Raw genomic sequence first — 17,150 nt, forward strand, 5'->3', positions numbered from 1 at the left:
TTATGATCCAATTACACAATGTAAGTAAGGTTTTTTCTACTGATGAAATGGATACCTACGCGCTTAACGGTATTAATTTGTCTATTGAAAATAATGAGTTTGTCGCTATTTGCGGGCCATCAGGTGGTGGAAAGTCTACTCTGTTATCAATACTGGGTACCCATGATTTACCCACAACCGGTCAGTATTTTTTTGACCAGCTTGAAATCAACCAATTACCCCATCGCCAGCTACTGGCATTAAGGCGCGAAAAAATAGGGTTTATTTTTCAGGAATTCAACCTGATTGACGACCTTACCGTAAGTGATAACGTAGCCCTTCCCTTGCAAGCACAGGGCGTTGGCAAAAAGGAAATAGGAAAACGGGTTGATGCAGCACTGGAACAGTTTGGCATTGCTCATCGCAAGCATCATTTCCCCAGTCAGCTCTCCGGGGGCCAACAGCAGCGTGTGGCGATTGCCCGGGCTTTTGTTGCCGAGCCGAAAATTATTTTTGCCGATGAGCCAACCGGAAACCTGGACACAGTAAACAGCCAGGCAGTTATGGACATGTTGAAAGAAGCTCATCAGGCAGGCGCAACCATTTGTATGGTAACCCACGACCTGCAATGCGCTGCGATGGCTTCACGGGTTATTTCCATTCGCGACGGAAAATTAAAGGAGTAACCATGTTGACATTAAAGCAGGGATGGCAATATGTAACACGTCATCGCGCCCACAGTTTGTATCTGGTAGTTCTGATCGCACTACTCTTTTCCTCCATTCTTCTATTGCTGGCACAGTATTGGAGCAGCCGATTTACTCAACCCGTCGATAACTTTGACCGTTTGTTGCATGCACAATTTTATCAGCCAATAACCTGGGATCACTACCAATACTACAAACAACATCAACAAAGTTTTTCCGTGGTATCACTGGTAGGATTATTCTCATTTCGTTTACAGGATAACCGGTCTATTGAAGTTTCACGTGTAGAGCCAGATTTTTTTAAAATTTTTCCATCCCGATTAAAAGAAGGAAGGCTGTTAAGTAGTGATGACACCGAGTTGCAGAGTCCGCTTCGTTTTGTTGTTAGCGAATCATTTTTGCACCGTCAATTCCCAAATGAAAAAATTTCACGACTGGATCTGGAAAATGTGGGTTCAGCAGAAATTGTCGGCATATTACCTGAGGGTTTTTACTTTCCTGTAAAGTCCGAAATATGGCTGGCCGTTAAACCGCCGCATGAAAGTTTTCGGCAAATGGCTACAGTTAGTGAATTTATCGGGACCCTTGACTCAGGGGTGTCTCTGGAAATGGCCGAACAGGAGTTACAACGGTTATTGAAAATCTACACTGAACAGGCCGGTGGTATCGAACCTTCATTAAAGCTGGAAACGTTTGTAGACAATAGCCGGAGCAGATTTGGTTTTGACATTAAAATGCTGGGGATTATTTTTATTGTTATCACTATCTCCGGTATTATCAGTATCGCCAATATTATCGGTCTGGATTTACTCAAACGGGATCGTGAATGGCGTATTCGGCATCTATTGGGGATTGCGCCAACAACTATTCTGAAAACACCATTAATCAGTTTCTTGCTGTTGTTGTCTGGCGGATTACTGCTTGGTTATCTGTTGTACCAGGTGTTTTCAAATTTATTTTCCCCTTACGCCATGGTGAATTCTCCTGCGGCGCCCTTCTGGTGGACGTTATCGCTTACCCCTTCTCAATTGGCAATGATATTGCTGGTCTTCGTTGTGTCTCTGACGATGGTTGCATTTTTACCCACATGGCTATTGCTGTTGCGCCGCAGCCTGATACGAAGCGGCGTTCGTGCTGGTCGAAACCGGGGTGTAAAAGCTTACTTTTTTCGCTGGGCTTTACTCGGTTTACAAGCCGCAGCCGCTATCGTATTGCTGCAATTGATGGTGATGTTGTGCGTCTTGTTTTATCACGAAGCGCTTGCAGATCGCGGTTTTAAGCGCAGTCAACTTATGGTGACCAACTTTGCCAATTCGAATTACCCGCTTGATAAGCAAACTGTCGCCGCTCAGCTGCACACTCGCATAGCCGATGTGAGTAGTGGTCTGGCAATCAGCAATGCAATCCCTGGAAGTATTGAGCAAAAATTTGCCATGATGGAAGCACCCGATGCGGCCAGTGCTTCAGCCGGTATTGAATTATTTCAGGTCACTCCAGAGTATTTTTCGGTAATGGATATCCGCTTGCTGGAAGGAAGAAACTTCAATGAACAGGATCGCAAAGAAAGTAACGGAGTCTTTTTGGTTGATGAGGCCGCAGCTGTAAAATTTTGGCCAGATGAATCCGCTATTGGACAAACAATTATTCTGTATCCGGATATTCCCTTTATGCGACAACAGGGAATAGTGGTTGGTGTTGTCAGTGCTATCCGCAGTAACCCGCATAAATTTTCGATTTTTTATCAGCCGTTGGCACAAGGTAAAGCCGGTGTTGAGGAGTTGCGTGTGATCAGCGGAGCTGATGATACCCGGCCATTGCAAACCCGGCTTGCAGCATTGGCCAATACCGATGAAGGTTTCGCCAATGCACAGACGATTGAAGCGGTACTGGCGAAGTCAGGGGATATGACACTCAATCGAATACTGAATTTTTTACCGGCTTGCCTGTTAATTGTGTTTATGTTGCTGGTTAGTATTCGTAACACCACCTTACGCATTCTTGAAGACTATCGTAAACCGCTGGCCATTTACCAAGTTGCCGGTTGGCAACCGCCAGCGATTATTCATCGGTTAAGTTTGCCGCTGTATATCAGCTTGGCGGGTGCGCTGTTGGTTGCATTGGCAATCAGTCTGCAGTTGGATACTCGAGTCTGGTTTGATTGGCTTTTAAATCAATCCAGTCTGGAATATTACGTGTTGGCGGGAAGTTGTTTCACAGTGTTATTACTGGCGTGGCTTAGCTTTTTATTACCCTGTCGGAGACTATTGCAAGAGAAAGTATCGGTATTGTTACGTTCCTGAAATGCTAATGCGATATAAAAATTACGAATTTCCCACAACCTGGACAATAGTTTTTTAATCAACGCCCTTGTGATGCAAGGGCGTTTTTTATTGCGAGGTACGGGTTAAGCAGGCTCCGCCACCCGCAAGCGCGGTACTTCAAAGCCGTGATCCAGGTCCAGCAGCGGCAATAAAATATCGGCCACGCGCTGAGCTTCGCTGATCAGTGGGAAGGCAGAAATAATAAACGCGTTGGTACCTTGTGCTTCGTATTCTCGAATGCGGTCGGCAACGTTTACGGCGCTGCCAATCAGCGTATGCGATCCCAGCCAGGTGGGGCCAACCGCAACGTTAGGATAAACTTCCAGATCTTTCGCCGACGGGCGCTTGCCTTCGCGCAAGGCTGCAATAGCACGGCGTATTTTCGGGTCGTCGCTTTCATGGCTTTCCAGAATCGCACCGGCTGGCAGCAGGTTTTGCACCGACTGGCGAATTCTTTCCACCGGCACTTTGGTAAGTAACCACTCGGCGTACTCCCAGGCTTCTTCTTCGGTTTCGCGCACAATAATTTGAAAGCGCGTGCCATGTTCCAGTTTTCTACCAATTTTCGCTGCTTCAGCATCGACGCGGCGAAATTTATCGCCCAGCAATGGCGGTGTATTGGGAAAGCTAAGATACACATCCAGCAGTTCTACCGAGTGGGCAACCCCGGCAGGCGATGTGCCTGCGCCCCATAGCGGAAAATGCGGATTTTGGGTCGGCCCATTCCAGGAGCCCATCGGGCTGCCGCCTTCATCACGCGGTGACAATTTTACAAACTTGCCATCGTAGCCGCTGGTATCGCCGGCATACACTTTTTGGAAAGCGTCCCAGTATTCGCGGCTGAAATCATAACGTTCATCGTGCGGGTAATGTACACCCAGCGAAGCCAGGCCTTTATCGTTGCCGTTGACCACATTGAATAACAGGCGACCATTGGAAAACTTATCAAAGGTTTGCGCATATTTTGCCAGCACGGCTGGCGATAATTCACCGGGGTGTTGCGCCACCAGAAATTTCATGCGTTTGGTCGTTGCAATCAATGCTGACGCAACCACCAGACTTTCATTGCTGCTGGTGCCCAGCAGTGCACCGTAATAACCCAGACGGTCAATGGTGGTGGCCAGCTGTTGCAAATGTTCAAAATCGGTATGCCAGCGCCCTTCCGGGCTCCACGGATAAATACCATCCGGTGCGGTGAGATACCACAATATTTTTACTGCCATTATTTAACCTTTCTATTGTTTTATTAAAACGCAAAAATAAAAACACCCATCGCAAACTATTTCCAGCGATTGAAAAATACTGTCTCTTCCAGAGGTTTTCTTTCGCGCAGCAGCAATTCACGCAGGCGCGCTTTTTCATGTAACACGTCCGGATGTGCGCGGTAACCCAAACCAATAATGGTGTGTGCCACCAGCTCATCAGGTAGCGCCAGCCGCTCCTTTAATGCGGCCTTGTCGAAACCGCCCATTTGATGCGTTGCCAAGCCCAAAGCCTCGGCCTGAATAGACAGCGCCAGAGCCGCAGCGCCCGCGTCATAAGCGGCCGCAGGCGCAGGCTCTCCATCGGCGCGAAAGGGCCAGCTGAACACACCGATCAGCACCGGCGCGCGCTTGACCCAGATTTTGTTTTGATCTCCCAGCGTGTCGAATGCTTGTTGGAAAGCCGCTTCATCAGCGTAGCGATCCCACACAATAAAACGCCAGGGTTGCAAATTGCTCGCCGAGGGTGCCCAACGTGCGGCTTCCAATACCGCGATCAATTTGTCGTGCTCCAGTGGGCGATCTTCCTGAAATGCACGGGGGCTCCAGCGCTCCGCCAGCAGCGGATGAATGGGCTGGCCTGTTACCGCTGTTTTCTCCAGCGCCAGGGAATTCACATGAGGGACGGACATAACGATTAATCTCCAGCAAAAAAAGTGACACCTGCCGTAAGGTTTTTTACGCGCTGCCAGCAACGGCACCGCATAAGCAACTACTCCGGTGCAACATTACGCACGCTCTGCTACAGCGGTGGTGGCTGTGCCTTCGTTGGCGGCATCGGCTTTTACCAGCCCGGCTTCAATCGCTTTTTTGCGACGCGACTTGTTGAGAATGGGCACTTCAAAACCATGATCCAGATCCAGCAACGGGAATACCAGATTGGCAAAGCGGTGTGCTTCTTCGATCAGCGGCCAGCCGGACAAGATAAAAGCGTGGGTGCCGTGTTCGTTAAATTCACGAATACGCGCCGCTACATTTTCCGCGCTGCCCACCAGCGTAGTACCAGCGCCCGGCCCGAGAATATTGAAGCCGTGCAGCGCCGGGCCGGTCCAGATATTGGGATAAATTTCAAAATCTTTTGCCGGTGGCAAATGACCCGCTTTAATCGCCTCAATATTTTTTTGAATTTGCGGATCGGGGCTGCGATAGCTGTCGATGGTTTCGCCCGGCGGTAGCTGCCGCTTGATATTTTGAATGGCATATTCCAGTGGGGTGTTATCCACAAGATACTGCGCATATTCCCAGGCTTCTTCTTCGGTTTCGCGCACAATAACTTGCAAGCGTGTGCCGTTGAATTGAAAAGCGCGGCCAATTTTGGCGGCTTCTGCTTCTACCCGTTTGAATTTTTCGCCGAGCAATTGCGGAGTGTTGGCAAAGCTCAGGTAAACATCCAGTACTTCAACCGAGTGGGCAACGCCGGCGGGCGATGTACCCGCGCCCCACAGTGGCGGCGGTGTTAACGGCTGTTGTGAGGAGGGCGCTCTGCGACCTGGCAGCGCAGGGCGCGGTGCCAGTTTGATGTACTTGCCATCGTAGCCTTCGGTCAAGCCGGCAAAACCGCCCTGGTCGGCGTATACGCGGCGGAAAACATCCCAGTATTCGCGGCTGTATTCGTAGCGTTCATCGTGTTCAAAATTAACACCTACCGAGGCCATGCCGGCGTCGTTACCATTTACCGCATTGAACAGAAAACGGTTGTTGGAAAAACGGTTCAGCGCCTTGGCGTAGTTAGCCAAAATGGCAGGCTGCACTTCGCCCGGGTGTTGCGCCACAATAAATTTCATGCGCTCGGTAACCGAGAAAGTTGCCGCCGCTACATGTAAGGTTGGCCCGGCTAGCAAAGCGCCGTAGTAACCGAGTTTATCGATAGTGCCGGCCAGTTGTTGCAGGTGTTTGAAGTCGGTATCCCACCGCCCTTCTTCAGTCCAGGGGATGGTTCCATCCGGTTCGGTGAGGTACCACAAAATTTTTACGGCCATAGCGCAGTCTCTATCAATACGAAGTAAGAGGGCCACGACATAAACACGCACTGGCGAGTTTTGTCGCACTTACTCACTGCGATAGCAGAAGCTGTGCCAGGCTGTGGAAAAATCGATTACCGGAAAAATATCTTTATAATCAATAACAAAGGATATTTGCCAAAAAAAGCTATCGCCCTTGCACTGCATAATTAGCCACACAACAAGCAACCGGCTGTTTGATAATCAACAAGCGCGCAGCGAATGGTGACGATTACGGCAACAGCTGCCAGATTTGCGCGGGATAAAAAATCGCCTGACCTTACCCATCGACAGTGCCGGTTATTATTTTTACAGTGAGCACTTCAAACGGTTAACAGATTAGCGTGATCAATAAAGCGAAGCGGAAAATTTCAGTTATCCACAGTTTCCATTATTGAAGCTTCGCTTTGTTGAATTTCATCTTTTATCCAAGCCAGAAAATATTGAATTTCTGCGCGAGGTGCTGAGGTGGGTCGGGTCACCGCGTAATAGGCGAAACGGTTCGACCAGGGCGTCTGTAAAACCTGCTGCAATCTGCCGCTTTCCAGCGCGCTTTGCGCGTGAATGTCGTGAACCAGCGCGATGCCCTGCCCGGCTTCTGCGGCGCGCAACAGTAAAAAATCATCATCAAAGACCATGCCTTTTTCACACGCCGGCGGCGGGGAAATGCCCAGCGCTTCAAACCACAGGCGCCAGTCGCTGCGCGTCGAGTCTTGCAGTAACGGATAGGCGAGACAATCTTCGGCGCTGTTAATGGCGGTACCGGTGCGCAACAGTGTCGGGCTGGCGACAGGAATCATCACCGGCGATAACAAATAATCGCTGTGCAAACCCGGGTATTTTCCCAGCCCGTGGCGAATGGCGATATCCACACCGTCGCGCTGTAAATCGGCCAGCCGCAAGCTGGCTTCTACGCGGATATCAATATCCGGAAAGCGCGCGTTGAATTTCCCCAGCCGCGGCACCAGCCAGCTGGCGGCAAAACCCGGTTCACTGTTAATAGTGAGTGTGCGGCGATTTTTAATACCTTCCAGTTTTTCCATGACCGCGGTGAGTTGGCCAAAGGCTTGTACCAGTTCCGGGTACACCAGTTTGCCTGCCTCGCTCAGTTCCATGCCGCTACGGGTACGCTGAAATAACGGCATGCCCACCCGGTCTTCCAGTAAACGCAATTGCTGGCTTACCGCGCCGGCGGAAACGCCAAGCGCGTGGGCTGCCTGACGCACACTGCCAGAACGGCCAATTTCAGTAAAAACTCGCAAGGCAAGCAGGGGGATAACAGGATTCATGGTGTATGGAATTTCTAAACCGTGGCTAAGGAAATCATCGTTTTACGGTTTTTAATAAAGCGGTGATGATATGACGTTGGGGTGAATGATGTTCACTTTTTCTATTGTTATTTGCAATGCCTTGCGCAGGATTTTCGTCATGTCTATCGAGCCGCTGTCCAATCACCCGTTTTCCACCCATCCCGGTTTTCAGCGTATGTTCGCGCCCGGGCAAATGACGCTGGGGATGTTTTTGCCACTGCGTTTTTACCGTGGCGATATGAAAATCCTCGCAGGACAAAGCCGTCTGGTGTCGGCGATGGACCGTCTTGGTTTTGCCGCCGTATGGGTAAGGGATATCCCGCTGTTTGATCCCGCTTTTGGCGATGCCGGGCAGGTGTTTGATCCTTTTACCTGGCTGGCTTTTCTGGCTGCGAAAACCTCGCACATCAGCCTTGCCACCGGCAGCGCTATTTTTCCCTTGCGGCATCCGCTGGATCTTGCCAAAGCCGCGACCACGATTGACCAACTGTCCGGTGGCCGGTTGATCATGGGCATTGCCTCGGGCGATCGGGCGGTGGAGTTTCCAGCTTACGGTATTGACCGGGAATCCCGTGGTGAACGCTTCGCGCAAACGGTGGATATGTTTCGCCAGCTGGTCAGTAAAAATACCAGCCTGATGGATGGTTCTCTGGGTCGCATCGACAGCTCACAATTTTTACCCAAAGCTTGCCATGGTGCGGTACCGCTGTTGGTGACCGGATCAAGCCGGCAAACCTTGCCGTGGATCGCCGAGCAGGCCGATGGCTGGCTGACCTATCCGGACAGCACCCACGATCGACAGGGTTCGCTGCGGCTGGCTGAAAAAATTGCTGCCTGGCGGCGGTTGATTCCCGGCAATGTTTTCAAGCCGCATGTCACCAATGAATGGCTGGATCTGGTGGATGACCCGGACTTTCCGCGCACGCCCATTCACAACGGCTTTGTGTTGCGCACCGGCAGAAATGGCCTGATTGAATTGCTAAACCAATGGCGGCTGGCAGGCGTCAATCATGCTGCGCTGGGTATTCAATATGCCGAGCGACCGGCGGAAGCGGTTATTGAGGAGTTGGCCGAATATGTGCTGCCACTGTTTCCGTCGCTGGCCGCGTTGCCGACGCAAACCGATTGGTAAAATTTCAAAAAATCGTAGCGAAATGTGCCATAAACAGGGTGTTTTGACAGCAAAGACAAATTTTTAACACTCCCTCACAGAAGATGCGGCGCCGATTGATCACACTGCCATTTTTGGACGGAGAAAAGTAATGAATAATATCGTCACGGCAACACTGACCGGTGTGGCTGCCTGTTGTCTGTTAATGATGGGCTGTTCCGGGTCGGATGACAGTAAATCAGCGGTTAAAGTGTTTCAGTCCGATGCCGCCGTTCAGTGTGAAAGCGAAGGTATTTCCGTGGAGGATATGCAGAAAATTCTCGCCGCTGGCAATATCAAGGTGCACTGCGCCCAGAAAGGTAACACCGGCATGATGCACATGACGGTGTGCGGCGCACCGACCGGCAGTATTAATATTTACACCATTCCCAAAGATCAACTGGAGCAGGCGCAAATGTTGGGCTTTGTTCCCGTCTCCACCCTGCCGGATTATCAGGACGTAGCTTGTGAATAAGTTATCCGATGGAGATTGCTGACGGACAGAATGGCACCTGTTGTACAGTTTTGAAAACGACGGAATTTATCAAAAACCTGAACCCGCTTTGGCGGGTTTTTTTATGGGGCGCCTTTACAAGAGAATAAAAAGGCCCGGTATTTCATGGGATTAAAAAATACCGGGCAAAAAAACTAGAAGAAGATCCAGTAAATCAGCGCAATATAAAGCCCATATTGCAGCAGGTAGTAAAGGGGTTTGTTGATTTTTTTGATCTTTTTACCCACTACACGAATTTGATACACGTAACCGAAAATACGGTTCAGAAACCCGACTTTATCGCCCGGCATATTTTTTGTGGCGGCGGCAGACAGTACCACGCGGGAAAATATTTCATTGATCCAGTCAACCAGAAAGAAACGCGTAGGCCGTTTGATATCCACGAATAAAATAATACGGTTTTTATCCGTTTTGTTTTCAGCGTAATGAATAAAGGTTTCATCAAACATCACCGCTTCGCCATCTTTCCAGGCGTAATCGGTGCCATCCACATTGATAAAGCAATCCGGTGATTCCGGTGTAGATAACCCCAAATGGTAACGCAGCGAACCGGCGTAAGGGTCGCGGTGTGCACCCAAACGCGCGCCCGGTGGCAGCATGGTAAACATGGCGCCCTTAACGTTGGGGATGGCGTTGATCAAGGCCACGGTTTTTGGGCAAAGTGCTTCGGCCGATGGCAGGGAGCTGCCGTACCATTTCAGGTAAAAGCGTTTCCAACCGGTGCGGAAGAACGAATTGAAACCCAGGTCATCCAGATCTTTCGAGGCCGAAATACGTTCGGCGCTGTGCAGGTTCAAGGCTTCATCGCGAATAATTTGCCAGTTTTCCTGCAACACATTTAATTCGGGGAAATCTTCCGTCTTTAAATAGGCGGTATTTTTGACGCCGGAAAAGGCATAAAAGAGACAGTTGATCGGAGCCATAAAATTGGAGTGGTCAGTCATCTTTCGCGAAAAACGGTTGTGCTGCACCAACCCCCGTTTTTGCACATAAATAGCGCACACTACAAAAATTGCAAGAATGATAATACCCATAATAACAACCACTTTTCAGACAACAGGAATGGGCCTGTTATGCGCTATGGCAATAGTTTTGCAAGCGCAAATAACAGATTGGTAGAGCGGAAAATTTAACGGGGAGCGTCAACCATAACAGTATCCTTACTGACGGTATGAGAAAAAAGCGAGTACCGAATATGATAGATCATTTTTTGAAATGCACCTCTTGAAGTTGCTATTTTAAACCTTCGTTGTCACACAATCGACACAAAGAAAAAAATATTTTTCTGTTACCGGCTATCGCATTTTTCTACGTAATTTTCTTTACAGTTTCTTCGCGGTATGCGCAAAGCCGGCATTACCGCGAAAAAACGTCAGGGTGTATTTTTTCAGGAATCGTGCGTTGCTATTCCGCCACCCAGTGCCCGGTATAATTCCACCCGGTTGCTGAGCAGCTGCCGGTTTATTTCCAGTAATTGACTGGCCGAGGCAAACCGGCTGCGTTCACTTTCCAGTACTTCGCTGTAAGTACTGATGCCGCGTTCGTAACGCACCCGCGCCAGGTTGGCCCGCTCATCATCGGCGGCGGCAACACGCTGCAATGCCTGTTGTTGTTCGTGCAAACTGCGGCCGCTTACCAGGCTGTCGGCAACTTCGCGAAACGCCTGTTGAATGGTGTGTTCGTATTGCGCGACAGCAATGTGGTTACGGGTGTGCGCAACATCCAGATTGGCGCGCAAGCGGCCACCCTGAAAAATAGGCACATGCAATTGCGGCGTAAATGCCCACTGCCGGGTTTGGTGTTCAAACAAATCGGCGGCATCGTTACTGAGATAACCGTATTGACCGGTCAGCGTTACCTGCGGAAAAAACGCCGCTCTGGCGGCACCGATATTGGCATTGGCAGCACGCAGTAATTGTTCTGCCTGGCGAATATCGGGGCGCCGTTCCAGCAATTGTGACGGCGCGTCTGCAGCAACCGCAGCGATGACATTGTCGGCTAAAGGCGTGTCATCTTCTGTCAGTAAATTGTCAAAACCGCCGGTCAGCAATTGCAAGGCGTGTTGCGCCTGCTGCCGTTGTTGTTGCCGAACTGACAATTCTGCGCGGGCTGATTCAGTGAGGCTGATGTCGGTTTGCAATTCCATGTTGCTGCTCAAACCGCGTTGGTAACGTGCTTCGGTAATTACCAATGTGGCTTCACGGGAATCCAGCGTTTGTTGTGCAAGGCGTGCTTGCTGGCTGGCAGAACGTTCCGCCAGCCAGGCGTTGGCCACTTCGGCAACAATGGTAATGCGCGCACTGTCAGCGGCTTCTTCAGTGGCTAGATAATTAGCCAATGCTGCTGCAGAGAGATTGCGCACCCGTCCGAAAAAATCCAGCTCAAACGCACTGATGCCGACATTCACACCGGTGCTTTCAGTGACTGCTGATACACCGGTGACCGGATCAAGGTTACGACCGCGATTGAAATTGGCGTTGGCTTGCACTGCAGGCAAACGGTCAGCGCGTTCAATCCGGTAAAGCCCGCGCGCTTCTTCCACGCGCAACACGGCAACGCGCAAGTCGTGGTTGTGCGCCAGCGCTTTTTCAATCAGCGCCTGCAATGCCGGGTCGGTAAATTGTTGTTGCCAGTTTTTCGGGCTGCCGTTAGCGGCAACGGCGTCGCTGTTAAGCACAGCGTTGACCGGTTGCGCCACGGCAGGTTTTTCATAAGCGGGTGCAAGGCTGCACCCGCTTATGAAGGTTGTTGCCGCCAGCAAACCGGTGGTTAATGCCTGCAATTTCATGACTGCACCTCCACAGTTGCCACGCGACGCACCGGTTTGTTTTTAATAAAACGCCCCAGTGCAAAGAAGAACAACGGCACCAGATAAACTGCCAAAACCGTTGCGGTAATCATGCCGCAGATAACGGCTGTACCAATGGCACGCTGTGCGGACGACGATGCACCAGTGGCCAGCATCAGTGGTAACAAACCGACACCGAAAGAGACCGAGGTCATGATGATCGGGCGCAAGCGCACCCGTGCTGCTTCCATTACCGCGTCATAAATATCCATACCATCGCGATAAAAATCCTTGGCGACTTCCACAATCAGAATGGCGTTTTTCGCCGACAAGCCGATGATGGTGATCAAACCTACCTTGAAGTAAATGTCGTTGGGCATGCCCTGCACCATCACCCCCAAAATCGAACCGATCACCCCCAACGGCACCACCAGAATCACGGCGGCGGGAATAAACCAGCTTTCATAGAGTGCTGCCAGTACCAGGAACACCACCAGAATCGACAGACCGAACAGCATCGGCACCTGTGCGCCGGACAGGCGTTCTTCATAAGATTGTCCGGTCCATGCCAGTGAATAGCCGGCCGGCAGTTGCTGCGCCAGTTCTTCCATGGCGGTCATGGCTTCGCCGCTACTGAAACCGGGTGCGGCATTACCGGTAATGTTGAATGCCGGGTAACCGTTAAAGCGCGCCAGCGCAGGCGGCCCGACTTCCCATTCCAGATTGATAAACGATGCCAGTTTCACCATCTCGCCGCGCTGATTGCGCACTTCGAGTTTGCTAATGTCGTCCTGACTGAGGCGGTGGGCGCCATCGGCCTGGATGTAGATCTTGCGCACCTGGCTGCCCAACATAAAGTCGCCGGTGTAATCCGAGCCGAACATGATCGCCAGCGTGGAGTTGATGTCATTGATATTCACGCCGAGAGTCTCTGCCTTGTTACGATCGAGGCTCAAACTCAGTTGCGGCACGTCGGGAATACCGGCAAACATCACCCCGGCCAGACGCGGGTCGGTGGCTGCCATACCGATCAGCTGATCGCGAGCGGCAGCAAAGGTGGCGTAATCAATATCCGCGCGTTTTTGCAGGCGCAAATCAAAGCCGCCACTGCCACCCAGTTCCGGCAACGCCGGCGGGTTAAGTGCATACACCATACGATCCGGACGACCATAGAAATGCATGTTCACCCGGTCAACAATCGCCTGAACGTGTTGCTCGTCGCTGGTGCGTTCGCTCCAGTCTTTCAGGGTGACAAACAACATACCGCTGTTGGGGCCAACGCCGAAGAAGCTGAAGCCACCCAGGCCGAAGGTGCTCGCTACCGGCTCGTTTTGCAGCAGGTATTGCTCGATCTCGCTCACCGTCGCCATGGTTTCTTCCATGGTGGCGCCTTGTGGTTCGCTGACCATGATCATCAGGCTGCCCTGGTCTTCGTCGGGCAAAAAGGCCGAAGGCAGGCGCATAAACAGAAATGCCACGGTCGCTACGATAATCAGATACACCAGACCACTGCGCACCGGGTTGCTGAGCACTTTGCCCACGCCCTTTTGATAGCGCCGGGTGTTGCGGTTGAACATGCGGTTGAACCAGCCGAAGAAACCGCCTTTTTCATGATGGCCTTCCGGTACCGGCTTGAGCAGCGTGGCGCACAGCGCCGGTGTCAGCGACAGCGCAAAAAACGCTGAAAACGCGATAGATACTGCCAAAGTCACCGAGAACTGCCGGTAAATATTGCCCACCGCGCCGGAGAAAAACGCCATCGGAATAAATACCGAAATCAGTACCGCCGTAATCCCGATGATCGCGCCGCTGATTTGCTTCATGGCTTCCACCGTGGCTTCGTAAGGCGACATACCTTCTTCCACCATATGCCGCTCAACGTTTTCCACCACCACAATGGCATCGTCCACCACGATACCCACCGCCAGCACCATACCGAACATGGTCAGCACGTTGATCGAGAAACCCACCAGATGCATCACCACAAAGGTACCGAGCAGTGCCACCGGCACCACCAGCGTCGGGATCAGGGTGACGCGGAAGTTCTGCATAAACAGATACATCACCAGAAACACCAGAATCACCGCTTCAATCAGCGTGGTGAGTACTTTCTGGATAGAAATTTTGACGAAGGTCGATGACTCGTAAGGGATCTGATACTCCACACCGGCAGGCAGATATTTCATCTGCTCATCCAGCATTTCGCGCATGTCTTCCACCACCTGAACCACGTTGGAACCGGGCGCCATCTTGATACCCAACGCCGTTGCCGGCTGGCCGTTGACCTGGGCGCGGAAGCTGTAAAGGTCGGCACCCATCTCTACGCGGGCAACGTCACCCAGGCGAATCGCAGAACCGTCTTCGCGAATACGCAGGGGAATGTCAGCGAATTCTTCCGGGGTGGTGAGCTGGTCGTTGGCTACTATATTGGCGCTTAGCGGGGCGTCATCAGGTACTGCCAGGTTGCCCAGTTCGCCGATAATCAACCGGTCGTTGTAAGTGCGTACTTTGTTGGAAATATCTGCTGGCGTCAGGCCAAAAGCGGCCAGTTTTACCGGGTCCGGCCAGATACGAATAGCGTATTCGGCGCCCCACACAGCAACGCTGCCAACACCCTCGAGGCGGCGCAGCGGATCAAGCAGCGTAGATGAGGCCAGCTCACCCAGGTCGGTTTGGTCAAACAGCGGATTACTGGAGGTGAGTGACACCACCAATTGAACGTTTTCTGCGGCTTTTTCTACCTTGATACCGTTGCGGCGCACCACTTCCGGCATTCTCGACTCGACTACTTTCAAGCGGTTTTGTACTTCTACCGCTGCCAGATCCGGGTCGGTGCCCTGTTTGAACGACAAGGTGATAGAGGCCATGCCGGTCATACTGCTGGAGGCAATATGCAGCAAACCGGGCGCACCGTTCATCTCGCGCTCAATAATGGCGGTTACCGCTTCTTCCACAATACGCGGCGAAGCACCGGGATAAGTGGCGCTGACGGTAACGGTAGGCGGCGCGATATCCGGATACTGGGCTACCGGCAGGCCTTGCAGCGATAGCAAACCGCCCAGTGAAACCAGTAGCGCGATTACCCAGGCAAAAATCGGGCGATCAATAAAAAAACGGGCCATGGATTAATTCCCCGCTGCCGTGGGATCAATCGGTTCGACCGGAACCCCGGTCGGATAGAACGCCGCGTTGCCGACAATAATGCGCTCACCACCTTGCAGCCCTTCGGTTACCAGCCAGTCGCCGCCATCCATCCGGTCGGCGCGCACCAGTTGATCGGCCACGGTATTACTGGCGTCCACGGTTTTAACAAAGGCTTTGTTGCCCACGCGCACCAGCGCCTCGCGGGGGACGCGCACCAATTGCGGGTTGATGGCGGTGGTCAGACGAACCTGTACATAAGCGCCGGGCAGCAGCAGGTGATCCTGGTTATCAAACAAGGCGCGCATGGCGACGTTGTTGGTCTCCGGGTCTACCGACAAATCGGTAAACAGCAGCTCACCGGTTTTTTCGTAAAGGCTGCCGTCGGGCAACACCAGCTCTACTTCCAGCGCATTGTCAGCAGTTTGCAAGGAACCGGCGCGCAGCGCCTGTTGCAGGGCAAATACGGTATCAGCCGGTTGCGAGAAATTGACGTAAATCGGGTCCAGCTGTTCGACCGTGGTGAGAGCAGTAGTGCTGTCCTGACCGACCAGCGCACCTTCGGTGACCAGCGCGCGGCGGGCGCGGCCATCAATCGGTGACTCTACACGGGTATAAGCCAGTTCCAGCCCGGTGCGCAGTAGTTCAGCGCGAGCCGCTTCCAGCTCGGCGCGGGTGCGGGCAACGTCAGCGGTGGCTTCTTCGTAATCCCGTTCGCTAATAGCGCGAACATCCTGCAAGCCTTCGTAGCGTTTGGCTTTATCGCTGGCGATATCAAAACCGGCTTGCGCCTGCGCCTGGCGCGCTTTGGCGGCGGCATGGGCAGCTTCCAGCGGGCGCGGATCAATGCGGAACAGCACATCGCCTTTCTTCACATTCTGACCTTCGGCATACACCCGTTCGGTAACGATACCGGCCACACGCGCGCGAACTTCCGCCTGACGGAATGGTTCCAGGCGAGCCGGAAGCAATTCGATCATGGGTTCGGCCGTGGCCCGGGTGGTAAATAACGCTGCCGGCATCGGGCCTTCGGCAGCCTGCTCGGACGGCGTGTCAGACGAACAGCCAATTAACAGGGTCAGCAACGCCCCGGACAAAGCCGGCAGGCGCAAAACAGACAGGTAAGACATCCAAAGTAATCCTTTGAGAAGGGGGGAAGAGAGGAAAGTGGCGGCTATGCTAACCAAAATCTTTTAATTAATCAAACGTGTCTGATTAATTAAAAGTGAACGATTAGTGTATACTCGCGGTCACTAATAACAACGCAATTTCAATGGGAGTAAGGTGTGGCCAGAAAAACCCGGGAAGAATCCGAGAAAACACGGCAGTCCATCCTGGACGCGGCCGAGTCTGTTTTTCTTGCCCGTGGCCTGGCAACGGCGACCATGGCCGATATTGCCGATGCCGCCGGTATGTCTCGCGGGGCGGTTTATGGGCATTACAAGAACAAGCAGGAAGTTGCCATGGCCATGTGCCATCGCGGCTTTCAGGAAATAATCGACACCCTGCCGCCGTTCAAGGCGCCCTGGTGCGAGCAGATCATTGAATTGTTACAGCTGTTTTTACGGCGCTCGGCTACCTGTTCTTCCAGTGAGCGGGTACTGGAAATTCTCTATATCAAGATGGAAGAGCACGAAGAAAATTGTGCGCTTTTCCGGTTGCGCGATGTTTTCGAAAAGCGCTGGAACCACACCTCCCGCAAGCTGTTGCAGCAGGCGGTGAAAAATGGCGAGCTGCCCGCCGGGCTTGATCTCGACATGGCCAATGCCTCCCTGCTATCGCTTTATCATGGCATCAGCTGCACGCAAATCTGGCGCCATCCGGTGGATAAAATCGACTGGGATATGATCGACCGCCAGTTGCGCGCCTGGAGCAACACCCTCCGTCACTGCCCGGAATTTATTCGCAAGGCCTGACCTCCCCGAAAAGCCTGCCTGCGGACGCCGGGTGCTAACCACTTTGCTTTACCGGGTTAAGC

At 52.2% G+C, this 17,150-nt stretch carries 13 protein-coding genes; 5 read left to right on the forward strand and 8 right to left on the reverse strand.

The annotated features are described in order from the left end of the window. Nucleotides 1–2: 2 nt before the first annotated feature. Complete coding sequence (locus C4F51_RS00705) at nt 3–665, forward strand: ABC transporter ATP-binding protein (RefSeq protein ID WP_193906244.1); 663 nt, start codon at nt 3–5, stop codon at nt 663–665. Between the two features lie 2 nt (nt 666–667). Beyond that, nucleotides 668–2,986, forward strand: coding sequence for an ABC transporter permease (locus tag C4F51_RS00710; protein WP_193906246.1), 2,319 nt, complete (start codon nt 668–670; stop codon nt 2,984–2,986). Between the two features lie 104 nt (nt 2,987–3,090). On the opposite strand, the gene C4F51_RS00715 is transcribed toward C4F51_RS00710, so the two are convergent. From C4F51_RS00715 to C4F51_RS00730, 4 genes are all read right to left on the reverse strand, one after another. After that, nucleotides 3,091–4,230: an LLM class flavin-dependent oxidoreductase gene (locus tag C4F51_RS00715; RefSeq protein ID WP_193906248.1), complete on the reverse strand. Its 1,140-nt coding sequence runs from the start codon at nt 4,228–4,230 to the stop codon at nt 3,091–3,093. 56 nt (nt 4,231–4,286) lie between these two features. Continuing rightward, on the reverse strand, nt 4,287–4,901 hold the full coding sequence (locus C4F51_RS00720) for a nitroreductase family protein (RefSeq protein WP_193906250.1): 615 nt from the start codon (nt 4,899–4,901) through the stop codon (nt 4,287–4,289). Nucleotides 4,902–4,997: 96 nt separating this feature from the next. Continuing rightward, a complete protein-coding gene (locus C4F51_RS00725) occupies nt 4,998–6,248 on the reverse strand; it encodes an LLM class flavin-dependent oxidoreductase (protein WP_193906252.1) in 1,251 nt (416 codons plus the stop codon). 392 nt (nt 6,249–6,640) lie between these two features. Continuing rightward, nucleotides 6,641–7,558, reverse strand: a complete 918-nt coding sequence (locus tag C4F51_RS00730; protein ID WP_193906254.1) for a LysR substrate-binding domain-containing protein — start codon at nt 7,556–7,558, stop codon at nt 6,641–6,643. A 139-nt stretch (nt 7,559–7,697) separates the two neighbouring features. Between C4F51_RS00730 and C4F51_RS00735 the strand changes: the two genes are divergently transcribed. Beyond that, the gene (locus C4F51_RS00735; protein ID WP_193906256.1) at nt 7,698–8,711 is read left to right on the forward strand and encodes an LLM class oxidoreductase; all 1,014 of its coding nucleotides are present in this window, start codon (nt 7,698–7,700) and stop codon (nt 8,709–8,711) included. Nucleotides 8,712–8,841: 130 nt separating this feature from the next. Continuing rightward, entirely contained in the window at nt 8,842–9,204 is a 363-nt protein-coding gene (locus tag C4F51_RS00740; RefSeq protein WP_193906258.1) for a hypothetical protein, read from the forward strand. 173 nt (nt 9,205–9,377) lie between these two features. Here the strand turns inward: C4F51_RS00740 and C4F51_RS00745 are convergent, their stop codons facing one another. The 4 genes from C4F51_RS00745 to C4F51_RS00760 all read right to left on the reverse strand — a co-directional run bounded on the left by C4F51_RS00745 (nt 9,378) and on the right by C4F51_RS00760 (nt 16,302). Next, nucleotides 9,378–10,277 carry an aspartyl/asparaginyl beta-hydroxylase domain-containing protein gene (locus C4F51_RS00745; RefSeq protein ID WP_193906260.1) on the reverse strand — a complete coding sequence of 300 codons (900 nt, stop codon included), beginning with the start codon at nt 10,275–10,277 and terminating at the stop codon, nt 9,378–9,380. Between the two features lie 353 nt (nt 10,278–10,630). After that, on the reverse strand, nt 10,631–12,031 hold the full coding sequence (locus C4F51_RS00750; protein ID WP_193906262.1) for an efflux transporter outer membrane subunit: 1,401 nt from the start codon (nt 12,029–12,031) through the stop codon (nt 10,631–10,633). Then, nucleotides 12,028–15,153 (reverse strand): multidrug efflux RND transporter permease subunit, encoded by a 3,126-nt coding sequence (locus C4F51_RS00755; RefSeq protein ID WP_193906264.1) that lies wholly within the window; start codon nt 15,151–15,153, stop codon nt 12,028–12,030. The genes C4F51_RS00750 and C4F51_RS00755 overlap by 4 nt, the downstream gene beginning before the upstream one ends. Before the next feature lie 3 nt (nt 15,154–15,156). Then, nucleotides 15,157–16,302 carry an efflux RND transporter periplasmic adaptor subunit gene (locus tag C4F51_RS00760; RefSeq protein ID WP_193906265.1) on the reverse strand — a complete coding sequence of 382 codons (1,146 nt, stop codon included), beginning with the start codon at nt 16,300–16,302 and terminating at the stop codon, nt 15,157–15,159. 156 nt (nt 16,303–16,458) lie between these two features. On the opposite strand from C4F51_RS00760, the gene C4F51_RS00765 reads away from it, so the two are divergent. Continuing rightward, the gene (locus C4F51_RS00765) at nt 16,459–17,088 is read left to right on the forward strand and encodes a TetR family transcriptional regulator (protein WP_193906266.1); all 630 of its coding nucleotides are present in this window, start codon (nt 16,459–16,461) and stop codon (nt 17,086–17,088) included. Nucleotides 17,089–17,150: the final 62 nt, after the last annotated feature.

The organism is Cellvibrio polysaccharolyticus, from assembly GCF_015182315.1.
Taxonomy (GTDB): Bacteria; Pseudomonadota; Gammaproteobacteria; order Pseudomonadales; family Cellvibrionaceae; genus Cellvibrio; species Cellvibrio polysaccharolyticus.

What these genes read in the sequence shown, in the direction of transcription:
- C4F51_RS00705 (WP_193906244.1), top strand. Translation starts at nt 3, where the DNA reads ATGATCCAATTACACAATGTAAGTAAGGTTTTTTCTACTGATGAAATG.
- C4F51_RS00710 (WP_193906246.1), top strand. Translation starts at nt 668, where the DNA reads ATGTTGACATTAAAGCAGGGATGGCAATATGTAACACGTCATCGCGCC.
- C4F51_RS00715 (WP_193906248.1), bottom strand. Translation starts at nt 4,230, where the DNA reads ATGGCAGTAAAAATATTGTGGTATCTCACCGCACCGGATGGTATTTAT.
- C4F51_RS00720 (WP_193906250.1), bottom strand. Translation starts at nt 4,901, where the DNA reads ATGTCCGTCCCTCATGTGAATTCCCTGGCGCTGGAGAAAACAGCGGTA.
- C4F51_RS00725 (WP_193906252.1), bottom strand. Translation starts at nt 6,248, where the DNA reads ATGGCCGTAAAAATTTTGTGGTACCTCACCGAACCGGATGGAACCATC.
- C4F51_RS00730 (WP_193906254.1), bottom strand. Translation starts at nt 7,558, where the DNA reads ATGAATCCTGTTATCCCCCTGCTTGCCTTGCGAGTTTTTACTGAAATT.
- C4F51_RS00735 (WP_193906256.1), top strand. Translation starts at nt 7,698, where the DNA reads ATGTCTATCGAGCCGCTGTCCAATCACCCGTTTTCCACCCATCCCGGT.
- C4F51_RS00740 (WP_193906258.1), top strand. Translation starts at nt 8,842, where the DNA reads ATGAATAATATCGTCACGGCAACACTGACCGGTGTGGCTGCCTGTTGT.
- C4F51_RS00745 (WP_193906260.1), bottom strand. Translation starts at nt 10,277, where the DNA reads ATGGGTATTATCATTCTTGCAATTTTTGTAGTGTGCGCTATTTATGTG.
- C4F51_RS00750 (WP_193906262.1), bottom strand. Translation starts at nt 12,031, where the DNA reads ATGAAATTGCAGGCATTAACCACCGGTTTGCTGGCGGCAACAACCTTC.
- C4F51_RS00755 (WP_193906264.1), bottom strand. Translation starts at nt 15,153, where the DNA reads ATGGCCCGTTTTTTTATTGATCGCCCGATTTTTGCCTGGGTAATCGCG.
- C4F51_RS00760 (WP_193906265.1), bottom strand. Translation starts at nt 16,302, where the DNA reads ATGTCTTACCTGTCTGTTTTGCGCCTGCCGGCTTTGTCCGGGGCGTTG.